The 13,164-nt window shown below is 58.7% G+C and carries 10 protein-coding genes and 2 pseudogenes; 3 read left to right on the forward strand and 9 right to left on the reverse strand.

The genetic code is table 11. The features are described from left to right. Positions 1–678 precede the first annotated feature (678 nt). Entirely contained in the window at positions 679–1,554 is an 876-nt protein-coding gene (locus tag GNZ13_RS45265) for a VOC family protein (RefSeq protein WP_172177298.1), read from the forward strand. Between the two features lie 553 nt (positions 1,555–2,107). Here GNZ13_RS45265 and GNZ13_RS45270 read toward each other — a convergent pair. From GNZ13_RS45270 to GNZ13_RS45295, 6 genes are all read right to left on the reverse strand, one after another. Continuing rightward, positions 2,108–3,295 (reverse strand): iron-containing alcohol dehydrogenase, encoded by a 1,188-nt coding sequence (locus tag GNZ13_RS45270; protein ID WP_172177300.1) that lies wholly within the window; start codon positions 3,293–3,295, stop codon positions 2,108–2,110. Next, on the reverse strand, positions 3,295–4,065 hold the full coding sequence (locus GNZ13_RS45275) for an SDR family NAD(P)-dependent oxidoreductase (protein WP_172177302.1): 771 nt from the start codon (positions 4,063–4,065) through the stop codon (positions 3,295–3,297). Before GNZ13_RS45275 ends, GNZ13_RS45270 begins: the two co-directional genes overlap by 1 nt. A 75-nt stretch (positions 4,066–4,140) precedes the next feature. Then, positions 4,141–5,634 carry a class I adenylate-forming enzyme family protein gene (locus tag GNZ13_RS45280; protein WP_172177304.1) on the reverse strand — a complete coding sequence of 498 codons (1,494 nt, stop codon included), beginning with the start codon at positions 5,632–5,634 and terminating at the stop codon, positions 4,141–4,143. A gap of 1 nt (position 5,635) precedes the next feature. Continuing rightward, on the reverse strand, positions 5,636–6,796 hold the full coding sequence (locus GNZ13_RS45285) for an acyl-CoA dehydrogenase family protein (RefSeq protein ID WP_172177306.1): 1,161 nt from the start codon (positions 6,794–6,796) through the stop codon (positions 5,636–5,638). Positions 6,797–6,816: 20 nt separating this feature from the next. Then, positions 6,817–7,968, reverse strand: coding sequence for a thiolase family protein (locus GNZ13_RS45290; RefSeq protein ID WP_172177308.1), 1,152 nt, complete (start codon positions 7,966–7,968; stop codon positions 6,817–6,819). Then, on the reverse strand, positions 7,965–8,423 hold the full coding sequence (locus GNZ13_RS45295) for a Zn-ribbon domain-containing OB-fold protein (RefSeq protein WP_172177310.1): 459 nt from the start codon (positions 8,421–8,423) through the stop codon (positions 7,965–7,967). Before GNZ13_RS45295 ends, GNZ13_RS45290 begins: the two co-directional genes overlap by 4 nt. A 442-nt stretch (positions 8,424–8,865) precedes the next feature. On the opposite strand from GNZ13_RS45295, the pseudogene GNZ13_RS45300 reads away from it, so the two are divergent. Then, positions 8,866–9,333: pseudogene (locus GNZ13_RS45300) on the forward strand (IS5 family transposase); the annotation flags it as partial. 422 nt (positions 9,334–9,755) lie between these two features. On the opposite strand, the gene GNZ13_RS45305 reads toward GNZ13_RS45300, so the two are convergent. The 3 genes and pseudogenes from GNZ13_RS45305 to GNZ13_RS45320 form a co-directional block, all read right to left on the reverse strand. Further along, a complete protein-coding gene (locus tag GNZ13_RS45305) occupies positions 9,756–10,091 on the reverse strand; it encodes a cupin domain-containing protein (RefSeq protein ID WP_172177312.1) in 336 nt (111 codons plus the stop codon). Positions 10,092–10,622: 531 nt separating this feature from the next. Further along, positions 10,623–11,067: pseudogene (locus GNZ13_RS45310) on the reverse strand (SDR family NAD(P)-dependent oxidoreductase). Positions 11,068–11,216: 149 nt separating this feature from the next. Continuing rightward, positions 11,217–12,377: a serine hydrolase domain-containing protein gene (locus tag GNZ13_RS45320; RefSeq protein ID WP_172177316.1), complete on the reverse strand. Its 1,161-nt coding sequence runs from the start codon at positions 12,375–12,377 to the stop codon at positions 11,217–11,219. 68 nt (positions 12,378–12,445) lie between these two features. Here GNZ13_RS45320 and GNZ13_RS45325 point away from each other — a divergent pair, with 68 nt between their 5' ends. After that, entirely contained in the window at positions 12,446–13,150 is a 705-nt protein-coding gene (locus GNZ13_RS45325; protein WP_216675273.1) for a TetR/AcrR family transcriptional regulator, read from the forward strand. Positions 13,151–13,164: the final 14 nt, after the last annotated feature.

Below are 13,164 nucleotides of genomic sequence, written 5' to 3' on the forward strand. Positions count from 1 at the left end.
CACAACGCCACGTTCCTGATTCCATTACCACGTTGCGTATCCTGCTTGGACTACGGCTCATGCAACGATGGCACTCTTCCTGTACGGCAATAGAGCGCGCAACTAATTATGTGACACAGTAAGACTATGGTGTCGTCGACTATTTGCTTTCGAAACGCACCGATCTGTATGTGGAAGCAGACTACACACGTCTGACTGGTGCGGAAGTAGGTGATCCTGATACACCGTCCGGAGCGTTGGGACCGCACCACTCAAGCGTAACCGACATTGGAGTGGGCCTACGCACCAAATTCTGACTCGATCGTGAGCAGCGCTGCGCCCGACCCCATATGTATGCGTTTCGTGACATTGTCCGTGACGGCCGGACGCGTAAGGCGACGCCGCATGTGGCGAGAAACGCGCGCGGGATATCTCCGCGCGCGTACTAAATATCATCTCCGATCCACATGGTGCCATTGACGACACGCATGCGTTGCGTGTCAAGCAGGCGAAAGCTCTCGAAAAAGACTTCCGCCATCAGCGGAAGCCTCCCGGGACCTCGTTGATTGATCAGAGTGAGTGTCGAATGCCCACCATTACACCAGTCTGATCTACACCCGCCACTGGTAAAGAAGAGGTTCCCTCAGGACGGCGCCAACGCGCGCGCCACTCAAACCAGCTAACCTGGAGCTTGCCATTATGCCGACCATCGCGAGTTCGGAACCCGCGTCGAAGAGCCTTTTCGGTCGCGTTCGCTTGGGCTATCTGCTCGCCGAATCCTCGAGGCTGGACGAATGGAGGAAATTCGCCGCAGAGGGTCTCGGACTGCATGTAGATATCCCCCAACCGCGCGTCCTCGCATGCCGCATAGATGCGCATCAACGGCGTCTGATCGTTCGTGAAGGCGCCGCAGAGGATGTGATCGCAATCGGCTGGCAACTGGACGATGAGGCCGCCCTACGGCTTGCGCTCGCGCGGCTGGCCACCCGCGGCATCAGCGTGCAGGAAGGCAGCACGGAAGAGGCGGCCTTGCGCGGAGTGAGCAGATTCTGGTTCTTCGCCGGTCCCAAGAAGCTGCGCACCGAACTTTTCACGGATGCGGTGCTCTGCGATTTGCCGTTGCAGATGAAAGCAAGCGGGTTCGTGACCGGCGCGCATGTCGCCATTACGACTCGCCAGCCGGGAGTCTTGCAGGCATTCTGGAAAAAGGTGTTCGACGCGCGGCTCTCTGACGAAATCGAGGACAAGAACGACCGCCTGAATCTCGACTTCGCGTTCCTACGCTTGAACGAGCGTCACCATTCGCTCGCGACCGCATCGACACGTGGCGTCCGCTGGAACCCGTTGCGCACCCAGATCCACCACATGAATCTTCAGTGCGCCTCGCCGGACGACGTGACCCAGGCCTATTTCCGGTGTCGCGCGATGGGTTATCCGATCGCCAACGCCATCGGCCAGCAGCACCCTAACGACCGCGAGCTTTCCTTCTACGTCGAAACACCGTCCGGGTTCGAATTCAAATTGGGCTGGAACCCGACCGTGGTGGACGAGCACACGTGGCGCACCGCGAAATAAGAGACCGGCGACGCCGGTCTCGTGGTGCATACGCGCCCAACGCAATCGCGTGGAAATCTCTCATGCCATAGGCGCGCAAGCTAGCTGAAGCGATGTGTGCAAGTCGCACATGCAATGAAAAAGCGTGACGGTCGACCTGCGCACCTCAAAAGCTTGCGGAAGTATCAGGGATGCACATAGTGGGTCGTTCTGGAGTCGGCGGGTATATGCGCCAACTGCCGTCTTCGTGACGAAAGAAAAACATCGCAACCTGCACTCCAGCCCTGAATGTATCGATGCATACATAGCATTCGCGTCTGGATCGCCTGTTTCTGAACTTTGTGACCCGAACCGGCTTCGCCGGGTCCGGCACGAGCCAGTGCGCGACCATCGCGCGCAGTGACTTGTCTTCACTAGTCGTCGACTTCTCCGCCTTACTATTTGGCGCCGTAGCCCAATTGCGGCAGGGAGTAAAGCACCTTCCTGCACTTCGAGCCAAGCTCCCTAACCCTCCACCGGCATTACCCGGCTTCAGCGGTACTACGAGCCTCTCCGTCATCCCAAGGCGCCCGGCCTAGAGACATTCTCGAAGAATCTCCAACATCTCCTGGCCGGATGCAATCGGTCGGCAATTGGTCGCCGCATTACGATCCTCGAACGCATATGCTGCAATGACCGGCAGTTGTGCCTCCGTCACGCCGAGCTCCGAAAGTCGGGTAGGTAGAGCGAGCTTGCCAACCAACCGTGCAACGGAAGTTTCAGCTCTCTCGTCGGCGTGGCCATCGAGCGCCTCGGAGATTTCGCGCTTGGCCGAGATGCACCAGTCGTGATTCCAACGGAGGACCGGTGCAAGCGTCACGCAGGATGTCAGGCCGTGTGCCACACCGCATATTGCGCCAAGCGCATGGCCTAAGGCGTGGCTGGCGCCCACTGGCGCGCCGTGTGCTGGGCCGGCCATCGACATCCAGCAGCCCAGTTGCGCCTCCGCCAAATCGGATCGCGCAGGCTGCCTTCCCGCCTCATAAGCAGAAGCTATTGCCGGCAGGGCGCGAGCGAATAACCTCAGGGCTTGACGGGCAAGCGGAGCAGCATAGCCGGATGCCGAACCCGCACAAAGCGTTTCGGCCGCATGGTCTATCGCCTTGACGCCCGATCCCAGTAGTATCGAGCGCGGCGCGTCGAGCAACGCCCGCGGATCGTAAATAATGCTTCGCGGTATCGCGTATTCGTGGCCGATTACGTCCTTGTGCAAGGTGACATCGTTCGTCATCCCGCCAATTGGAGATAGTTCGGCGGCGGACAGAGTAGTCGGAATCGCGATGATGCGTGGTCCCGGCTCGCCTTCACCAGAATTGACGCGCGTAGGCTGGGAGCGCAGTTCGGATAAGCGGTCAGGCGATTTGATGTCGCGCCATAGAGCCATCGAGACCGCTTTTGCGGTATCGATTACCGAGCCTCCGCCAATGGCCACAATGGCGTCGGGTTGAAGGTCGCCCAGTGTTGCAATCGCGTCAATGACACAATGAGCCGGCGAATGCGGCTGGCATTCGCCGAATATCACGAACGGTACGGGTACTGCAGCCAGCAGCGAGACCAGATAACTCGAAGTTTTGAACGATGCGCTCGTCAGTACGAGCACCGGAGCCAGCCGCTCCTCCTCGAGGATCGCGGGAAGGACTTCTCGTGCATCGACGTTTTGGATGACGCGCGCGATTCGATTCGCATAGTGCTTCAATTCACCCGCCCCGTCTCGCTGAGCCATCACGACACTGGAAGCATGAGGCCTGCATCGAAGCGATAGCTTCGTCCGTTGTGCATGGCGTTACGCACAATCTCTTCCGCGAATAAAGCGAATTCCGACGCCTTGCCCATGCGCTTGGGAAAGAGCGAAGCCGAAACGATGCCTTCCTTCACCTCCGGCGGCGCCTGTTCGTACATCGGTGTGTCGAAAGCGCCAGGCGCCACGGTTACTACCCGAATGCCATGCTCGGCGAGTTCGCGCATCAGCGGTAGCGTCATGCCTACTATCGCCGCCTTCGACGCGCTGTAGGCGACTTGGCCCACCTGCCCCTCATATGCAGCGCCGGAGGCGAGATTAATAATCACGCCACGCTCTCCGTCTGCATTTGGTTCGTTGCGCGTCATGGCTAGTGCAGCCGAACGCGAGAGATGGACGGTGCCGTACAGATTGACCTTCACCACCTGATCGAAGCGATCCATTGGAATCGGCCCCTTCCGGCTAATCAGTTTAGCCGGTCCACCGATGGCGGCGGCTGCGACCGCGACATCAATGCGGCCGAAGCGCTCGATACCGGCGTCGATACTTGCCTGCACCGCATCTGCGTCGGCGACATCACATTCGACGGCGAGGTAGCCCTCGCCGAGTTCCTCGGCTATCGCCGCACCGCGTGCCGCGTCGCGATCAAGCGCGACAACGCCGCGCACCCCGATTGAAAGGAAGTGGCGCGCGGTCGCCTCCCCCAATCCAGAAGCGCCCCCACTGATTACCACGACTTTACCTTTGATATCCAATTCTCTTCTCCTTACGTGATAGAAACCAGAACGTTGCGCACCGCGTTCGGTCCATATTTGCGACTACGAATTGTCTCAACTAGCGTTAAGCATTTGGCGTAAAGCCGGTTTTCGAATCTTACCGGTAGCGGTCTTTGGCAGCTCCTGGACGATATGCCATCTGCGCGGAACTTTATAGCGGGCAAGGCGCGCCTCACACCATCTCTCGAGATCGGCTGTCACGAAGCTGCTCGACGCGGAAAGCACCACGAATCCGACCGGCACTTCGCCCCATTTCGGATCCCGCCCACCTACGACCGCCGCCTCGACTACGTCCTCGCAAGCGCAAAGGACATCTTCGATTTCCTTGGAATAGATGTTTTCGCCTCCGCTGACAATCATGTCCTTCTTCCGATCGACGAGAGTCAGAAAGCGGTCTTCGTCAAAATAACCGAGATCGCCGGTATAGATCCAACCGTCGCGGATTGTCTCCGCGGTCTGCTCGGGATTATTGAAATAGCCGGTCATGCCAGCCTCTTTGTCGACAATCACCTCCCCAACAACTCCCGATGGACATTCGATGCCAGTCTCGTCGACCACGCGAACCTCCATGTGCGGCAATTCTCGCCCGACCGTTCCCAGCTTGCTGTTGTGTTCGTCGGCGGGAAGTACGGTATTGAGTGTAGTTTCGGTCTGACCGTAGCACTGCAGGAAGCCGACGTTCGGCCAGAGCGTCTGCGACGCCTTCACCAATTCGACAGGCATAGGCGCTGCTCCGTACCACGCGCTTTTCAAGCTCGATGGCGTGCCGGAGGTCGGTGTCCGATCCAGCAGCATCGCGTACTGCGCAGGCACCCCGAAAAAAGTAGTCGCATGGTAACGCTCGATCAGTTCGAACACTTGATCCGGCTCGAAGCGGGCAGTGAGTACAATCGATGCTCCAACATAGAGGTGCGGATGGGAAACGACATAAAGTCCGCCGCCATGAAATAGCGGCACGGTGACTACGACCCTGTCGCTATGACGCACCCCAGTGGCCAGCGCCGTCGAGGCAGCACATTCGATGAGGGCGCGATGAGGAAGCATCGCACCTTTTGGCGTCCCTGTAGTGCCGCTCGTGTACAAAATGGCCGCCGTGGCCCGTTCGTCAAATGATGCCGGCAACGGCCGAAGTGGCTCGGCACCACCACGAAGCAAATCAGAATTGATCCGCGCGAGCAGAACACCGCCGATCCGCTCCGCGACCTCGCTCGCCTGCGCTTCAAATGCGGGCGTATAGAACAGGATGCGGGGAGAACTGTCCCGCATCATTTGCTCAATCTCAGCGACAACACAACGATAGTTGAGCGGAACAATCACCGCGCCAATTTTTAGGATCCCAAAATACAGCGGGAAAAATTCCAGGCAGTTTTCGGCTAGCACAGCAACCCGGTCACCCGGGGCAACGCTAGCTTCAAGCAACTGCCAACCGATGCCGTTCGAATAAACGTCGAGTTCGGCAAAGCTTATCGCCTGCCCTTCGAAAATCAGGGCCGTCTCCGATCCGAACCGGCGCGCGTTGAGACGCGCAATGTCGCCAAGAAAACGCATTTTATAGCTGGCTCCCAAAGTCCTGGAAGCGGTAGCCGTCGAGAAAAGTCCGCGCGATGACGGTCTTCTGAATTGACGGTGTACCCTCCTCGATCATGTTGATCCGACAGTCGCGATAATGCCTTTCGATGTCGCGCTGTGTCGTGTAGCCAATCCCACCGTGGACTAGCAACGCACGGTCAGTTACCCGATTCACGGCTTCCGCGCCAAACTGCTTGCACATCGCCGCTTCCGCTGGAATGCGCTCACCCCGGTCAAGCTTGGCAATCGCGTCGGCGAGCATTGAGCGCAACGCGAAAATATCCGTCGCCATCTCGGCGAGATAGGACCGCACTGTTTCCCGCGTTGATATAGATTTGCCGAAGGTAACCCTTTCCGTGGCGTAGTCAAGTGACAGTTCAAGTACGCGTTCAGCAGTACCGAGCGAGGTCGATGCAATGAAGACTCGGCTCTCTTCGAGTGCCTCAAGCGCGTGGGCGAGCCCTTTTCCCTCGACACCGCCAAGAAGGTTCTCCGCCGGCACCTGCGCATCATCGAGGTTGAGCCTGCCATGTTCAGCACCCTTGCAGCCCATCAGCCCGCCTACCGGATCCCAAGTGAAGCCAGGGGCCTCCTTCGGCAACATCAACACGCTAATCCCGTCTGCGCCTCGGCTCCGGTCGGTGTAGCAGACCAACATTAGATAGTCCGCGATGTCGCAGTTACTGATCAAGTGTTTCCGTCCACTGACGAAATAGACGTCACCCTCGCGACGCGCCGTAGTCGTGATGTCGACGCCGGTACCATTGTCCGGCTCGGTTAATGCGAACGCTAGCTGGATTTCCCCCTTGGCAACGCCTGGATAAATGCGTGCTTTCTGTTCGTCGGTTGCGAACTCGAGTAGCTTGCTGGCGGAAACATGCGCGTGAAGATAGCCGCGCAGCCCCGCATACATTTTTGATAGCTCTATCAGAACTGGAACGTATTGCCCGACCGAGAGCCCGAGCCCCCCGTAGCTTTCTGGCACCAAACAACCGTACAGGCCCAGCGCGGCTAGCTTGGGGATCACTTCGTCATGAGGAATATGCCCTTCGCGCTCGATCTGATCAACGTACTGGCTAAGGTCGTTCCAAATCAGATCTTTTACCTTAGGAAACCACTCGCGGTAGGTCGCGTCATCCATAAATTACTCCGTTCATGCGGCTATTCCGCGATAAGGATATGAATATTGCAAGCCCGGGCGTCGGCTTCCTTGCTGCCGCCCATCATTTGCGCCAGCGCGACGCGCGCACCCTCGACCTGTCGACCGGTAGCTTCCCCTCGAAGCTGCCAAGTAAGCTCTGCTATCTGACCTAGCCCTGACGCGCCGATTGGATGTCCCTTGGCCAGCAAGCCACCGCTGGCATTCACCGGGATCCGCCCACCGATTGCGGTCGCCCCCTCATCTATCAAGCGTCCACCCTCGCCACGCGCACAAAGACCAAGACCTTCGTAGTGGACGATTTCGCAAATTGAGAAAGCGTCGTGCACCTCGACGAGCGACAAATCACCGGGACCGACACCAGCCTGCTCATACGCTTTCGCGACGGCTTTCTCCTCGATCTCCCAATGGGAAAAGTCACGCTGATTGTCATAGAGGCCGGTTGCTAGCACCGAACCAGCAACACGAACCCGCGGCTTGCCAAGACGGCGAACTACGGCCTCCGAGCACAGAATCGCCGCAGCGGCGCCATCGCTGTTCGGGCAACAAGAGAACAAGGTGATAGGGTCCGCGATCATAGGCGATGCAAGGACCTCTTCGACTGTCAGCGGTTTCTTGAATTCCGCGTAGGGGTTGAGGCAGCCGTTGTCATGGTTCTTCACCGAGACCTTGGCCTGCTGCTCGAGTGTCGTGCCATACGCCTCCATGTGCTTTTGCGCGACCATGGCAAAGTAGCCGGGGAAAAGATCGCCAAGCCGGACCTCCATTTCTGCCGCACCAACCTTGAGGGGCGTGCCCTTCGGCATAACCGCCTTGTCAACTCCGAAGACAACGACTGCATCATATTGGCCACTTGCCACACCTTGCCAGCCGAGATGAAGCGCTGTCGACCCAGACGCACACGCGTTCTCTACGTTGACGATGGGCAGCCCCCCCATGCCCACTTCCCATAGAACGTGCTGACCGACGCCAGTCTCCTCCTGTAGCATCGCGCCGAGCGCATTGCCGCAGTAGCCTGCCTCGATCTCACGCCGGTCGATCCCTGCGTCGACTAGAGCCTTCGCAACAGCCTCGCCCCCGAGGCTGCGCAAATTTCGGTCAAGATGCTTACCAAAGGTCGTCGAACCAACGCCCGCTACATAGACCGGCCTCATGCTGTTGCTCCCTTCAAGCTGGCAAACTTGTAAGCGACAAGCTCCCGTCCGGCAGCGTCACGACAGAGGTTTTCGGCCACCAATCGCACCGGCGTTCCGGGAGTCAGCCCTCCGGCGTCTGCCTGGGCGAAGAGGCCGAACACGCGTAGCGGCACATCGTTGAGATCGACGTAGCCATAGGCATATGGCGCTTTCAGCCCGACCGGAGAGGGAACTCGAACCACTGTACTTGCGTAAACTGTGCCACCGCCCTCGATCACCGTCACCTCGATCTCATGTCCCGGGCCACAATGAACACATACCGTGCGCCGAGGAAACGAAAGTGCACCGCACGACGTGCAGCGACCTGCGCGGAGGCGCGCTCCTCCTTCCGCAGTAGATTCGAATATGTCTGGCATGAATGGCACGGTTTCCACCGGTTCCGTCTGGACGCCGCTATGATTGGATGCAGTCAAGTCCACCTCCTTTCCTCGACCTTGTCGGTCGAGGCAAACCATGGGACGGCTTCTGCCGTCATGAATGAGGACGCGAGATGGCGGCGAATTGAGACTGACCGCGCAGTCACCGACTCCGCGACCTAGGCCGCCGGAACGCCGCTAGAGAATGGACAACCGCCGTCACGCCGGCCCTGCAAGTTTCTCCAATCGCATCTCCACCTCTCCCGACATCCTGTTCCTCGTCACTGATGTCTTGTTGTCAAGATTACTAACCGACCGTTAAGTTGTCAAGACCGACCACCGCCTCCAGTCACGTTAATATTTGGATCCTGGTAGTGTCGGTACGACGGATCGTCGCGATCAAGCTTGCGCATCAATGCGGGCGAATTCAGCGGTCCAAATCGAGGCCGGACTGGCTCGGATAGGCCTCTGCAACGCTTGCGATCGCGTCGTTGCGGGCCTGCAGCAATGGTTCGGCCCGTCGGACCCGGCAATGGAAGAAGCGCCGCACGACGTGCCGCTGTTCCGGGAGTTCGCCGGACTGGACAACTGGACGGTGCGGCTGCCCGACGAGAGCACCATCCTGCGGTGCCGTCTCTATTGGAGAGGCACAAGCCGGCCGCGCAGATCCTCGCGCTGGTCAACGATATCCTGCGCGACAAAGGGTTGATGCTGCGCGCCGGCACGGTGGTGGATGCGACGCTGATCAGCACCCCGAATTCAATCAAGAATGCCTCGGGCGAACTCGGAGATGCATCAGAACAAGAAAGGCAACCAGTGGTACTTCGGCATGAAAGCGCACGTCGGCGTGGATGCCCAATCCGGGCGGGTGCACACGGTGCGGGGCATGTCGGCCAACGTCAGCACCGTGGTCGAAGCCAACAGCCTACTGCATGGAGAGGAAACCGACGCGTTTGGCGATTCGGGCTAACGCTGCTGGGCGTCCGCCGGCCAGCTTCGCTCTGGGCTGATAGATTGGGATCGTGGCGCATTCAACCCCCTATCTGCCGAGTCTGATCCCACGCCGAAGCCTGGCGTCGCATTATCGGCGCTTCGCTCCGCGCCGCGATCGTGCTCGACCTCTTGATACGTTCATCTTCGCATACCTGAACATATCGTCGCATCTTCAGCATGCCGTGCCCGACATCGATTTTCGCATCGGGTTTGTTCGGCCGCTCTGTACAAACATGCTTCGAAACTAGCAACCAGTTGGATGTCAGTCGGCGTAACAAAATCGGTCGTCGCGCCGAGGCCGTCGCCAACAACCATCGAGCCACCGCTCTCGGCTATGCCTCGGCCAAATGGCGACGACACCGCGTCATGCGATGCCCGACGCCTTTAACGTTTCACTCATTTGTACTCGACGAGCACTTCACGATATGGTGTCGTTCCGACGTTTCTCGCCCTATGGGTCGCAGGGACGCGCGCGCCTTTTCCGTTTTCGGAAAGCACTTCAATATAACCATTATCTAGCTTGAACGAATAGAATGCCCCCGTCGGCACGTCGAAAGTCCCCAGATCATTCCCATCTTCATCAAAAACCTGCAGAAGAGCGCCTTCGATCGCATACCACATGTATTCGTGCTCGTGCGTGTGAAGCGACGAATATTCGCCCGGGGCCAAACTGCAGTTCCAGACAACGACCTTGTCGTTCTCGAAAACCTTCTCGGTTCCAATACCAGCCATGAGACTCTCCTAGAAAAGTAGTGTGATAATCAAGCACCCCGCAACAAGCTGCGGGGTATGAACGGCGCTTCTCCAAGCAGCCGGTCCCCGACCGGCCTACGCCGCAAGCGGCGGGGAATGCGACCCGTAGAGATTTAAAAATGATCGAGGTCAATCGACGGGCCACCCGGGTGCCAGGAAGCGCCTCCAGTTCGCCACGTTGTACCCGTATGATGAATATCCGCCATCGAGCGGGCTTTGTAGACATAGTTGTCGCGTCACTTCATTCGCACTCTCCTTTGACCCTTGGGTCTTTCACTATTGAGGCTGCTTTAATTCGGCCGGGGATGTGCGCTCCGGATTGAGCCAGACTTCATCCTTCAATTCCCAATTGCGAGTCGAGCGGGACCAACGCCGCGGGTTGCGCGCCCTGGCCTGCGCGAACTGATCTCACGCCCAAGCCTTGCGTAACATCGGCGCTCTGCCCAGCGTTGCGATCGTCCTCGACCTCCCGACACCTTCACCTTCGCAAACGAAACATACATCGCATCTTCAGCATGCCACGCCCGACATCGATTTGCGCATCGGGTTTGTTCGACCGCTCTGTACAAAACCTGCTTCGAAACTAGCAACCAGTTGTCTGTTTGATGGCGCGCACGCCTTGCTGCAGCCCAAAAACACACCGGTGAGATTGACCGCGATCTCCCGGTTCCATTGATCCAACGTAAGTTCCTGAAAGTCGATGGGCGCGCCGATGCCGGCGATATTGCAGGCGATGTCGAACTTGCCGAAGGCCACCAGGGTATGCGGTATCGCTGATTCCCAGCCTGTTTCGTCGGCAACATCGAGTGCTCCCGCGATTGCGCGCCCCTTGAACCTCAATCTTGGCGACGGTCTCCTCGGCGCCTGCACGATCAATGTCAAGCGCAATGACAGTCGCACCTTCTGCCGCGAAAAGTTGCACCGTTGCTCTGCCGATGGCTGATGCAGCGCCCATAATCAGCGCCACCTTGTTGTTCAGCGTGTTTATTTGTCATCCGAGTATTCCGAGTGCGGTCCCCGGCGTTCACCTTCTCGGGATACACCGGGGAATTGCTTTGAAGTTCATTCAGTCGCTGTCACGCGAGGAAGGATGGCGAACATACGTCACAGAATAAGGGCCGACTGCACGAGATCCGCATACCGCTGGTGGCGCTCCCAGCTATAGGAGTCTTCCATCAACCCGGCCGACAGGAACACGTAGGTCAGCTCGCGTTCCGGATCGACCCAGAAGCAGTTCGAGCCGGAACCGATCCCGCCGAAAGTACCCGGCGAGGCGAGCTGCCCGAAGGCGTGCGGGAAGACACCCTCTCCGCGCAAGAAGAAACCGAGCCCGAGGTTGGCCGGAATTTCCGGCCAACCTCGCATGCCGCGCGCATAATCCCACAGACCGTTCGGCAGCGTACCCGTTGCGTTGGTGGTCGCGAAGCGGAGAATGGCCGGACTCAAGACCCGCGCACCGCCGAGTTCGCCGCCACGTCGGCATGCCTCGGCAAAACGATAGTAGTCCATCGCCGTGGAGAGTCCGCCACCTGCAGGCAGCTCGAAGGTTTCCGTCATCACGGCACCGAGCCCTTCGAGCTGCTCGGGTTGAAAGGCGCCGAGCCTCCGATCGACCATCACGACTGGCACGCGCCGCACCGCAAGATCGGCGCGAGCGCCAAGGTTCGTGTCGGTCATGTCCAGGGGTTTCAGAAGATCGTCAACCATGATCTGCGTGTAAGACCGCTTGCCGCCATCTAGCCTGCGCACGATTTCGGCGAGCACGCTGTGCCCGACGACCGCCGAATAGCTGACGGCAGTGCCAGGCACTGCCTGTGGCACCAAGCTGCATGCGAAGGTGGTAACAGCGCGGATGTCACCGAGCTGCTCGGGCGACAGTGGCGGCACGTCAAACGGCAGACCCGCCTTGTGCAAGAGCAGGTCGGCAATCGTCGTGTGTTCCTTGCCCTTGACGCCGTATTCCGGAATCACCTCGCGCACCTGCGTGGTGAAGGCAATATCGCCGCGGTCGATACGTTGCAAGACGAGCGCATTGGTGAGCTGTTTCAGGATCGAAAAGGTGAAGAAGACGGAGTCGAGCCGCATCGGCTTGTCCGCGCTTCGATCGGCATAGCCCAACGCTTCGTGCAGCACGATCTCACCGCGCCGCGCTACCAGCACCACGGCGCCGTCGAATTTTTTAGCCGCGATGTCGGTCTTGATGGCGTCCGGCAGGCGGGAAAGGTGTTCAGCGTCAAAGCCAAGAGAAGTGGCGGCCATGGTCATGATCTTGTCCTATGACTGGGTATCAAAAGCGGCAGAAGAAGCTATGCAACGACCAAAGGCGGCGACTGTTGCAACTTTCAAACCATTATGCGACGATTCCTTCACATTTGACTATTCGCATTTGGAGAAGCCGGATGGGCGTCCGCCGAATCGACACAACCCCACGTAAAATGCCGCGTCAAGAGCGCGCGAAGATGACGGTCGAGGCGATCATCGCCGCGACTGCTCAGGTTTTGATCGAGCATGGATATGAAAGGGCTACCACCGCTCGTGTGGCGGAGCGTGCTGGCATCAGCGTCGGTTCGCTTTACCAGTATTTCCCGAGCAAGGAAGCGCTCGTTGCGACGCTGATCGAGCATCATGCGGACCAAATGATCGGAACTATGCGGCGAGCGCTCGAAGATCCCGGTCACGCCACGCTAGCGGATGGACTCGGAGCGATCATCAAAGCAGCCACGGCGGCGCACCGCATCAAACCCGCGCTGCAAAAGGTTCTGCATGAAGAGATCCCTAGAATTGGCGGGCTCGCAGAGGCAACGAACGTTCACCGTAAAATCACGGCAGCAATAGAGCGCTTTCTGCATGCCCACGTCAATGAGATTGCCGTGGATTGCAAACTGAGCGTGCTGGCCATCATCATTGAAACAGTTCTCGAGTCGCTCATTCACAAAGCGGTGATCGACCAGAATGAGCTCCTTGCCGATGGCCTGATCGAGCGGGAGACGTTTCGGCTGATCATGAGCTATCTAACGGCAGCGACATCGTCAAAGTAAATAGAGAACGCAAT

The sequence above is a fragment of the Paraburkholderia elongata genome (assembly GCF_013177735.1).
GTDB classification, from domain to species: domain Bacteria; phylum Pseudomonadota; class Gammaproteobacteria; order Burkholderiales; family Burkholderiaceae; genus Paraburkholderia; species Paraburkholderia elongata.

Bases quoted from the DNA above. Each gene is read 5' to 3' on its own strand.
- GNZ13_RS45320 (WP_172177316.1), bottom strand. From the start codon at position 12,377: ATGACCATGGCCGCCACTTCTCTTGGCTTTGACGCTGAACACCTTTCC.
- GNZ13_RS45270 (WP_172177300.1), bottom strand. From the start codon at position 3,295: ATGGCTCAGCGAGACGGGGCGGGTGAATTGAAGCACTATGCGAATCGA.
- GNZ13_RS45290 (WP_172177308.1), bottom strand. From the start codon at position 7,968: ATGAGGCCGGTCTATGTAGCGGGCGTTGGTTCGACGACCTTTGGTAAG.
- GNZ13_RS45305 (WP_172177312.1), bottom strand. From the start codon at position 10,091: ATGGCTGGTATTGGAACCGAGAAGGTTTTCGAGAACGACAAGGTCGTT.
- GNZ13_RS45280 (WP_172177304.1), bottom strand. From the start codon at position 5,634: ATGCGTTTTCTTGGCGACATTGCGCGTCTCAACGCGCGCCGGTTCGGA.
- GNZ13_RS45285 (WP_172177306.1), bottom strand. From the start codon at position 6,796: ATGGATGACGCGACCTACCGCGAGTGGTTTCCTAAGGTAAAAGATCTG.
- GNZ13_RS45265 (WP_172177298.1), top strand. From the start codon at position 679: ATGCCGACCATCGCGAGTTCGGAACCCGCGTCGAAGAGCCTTTTCGGT.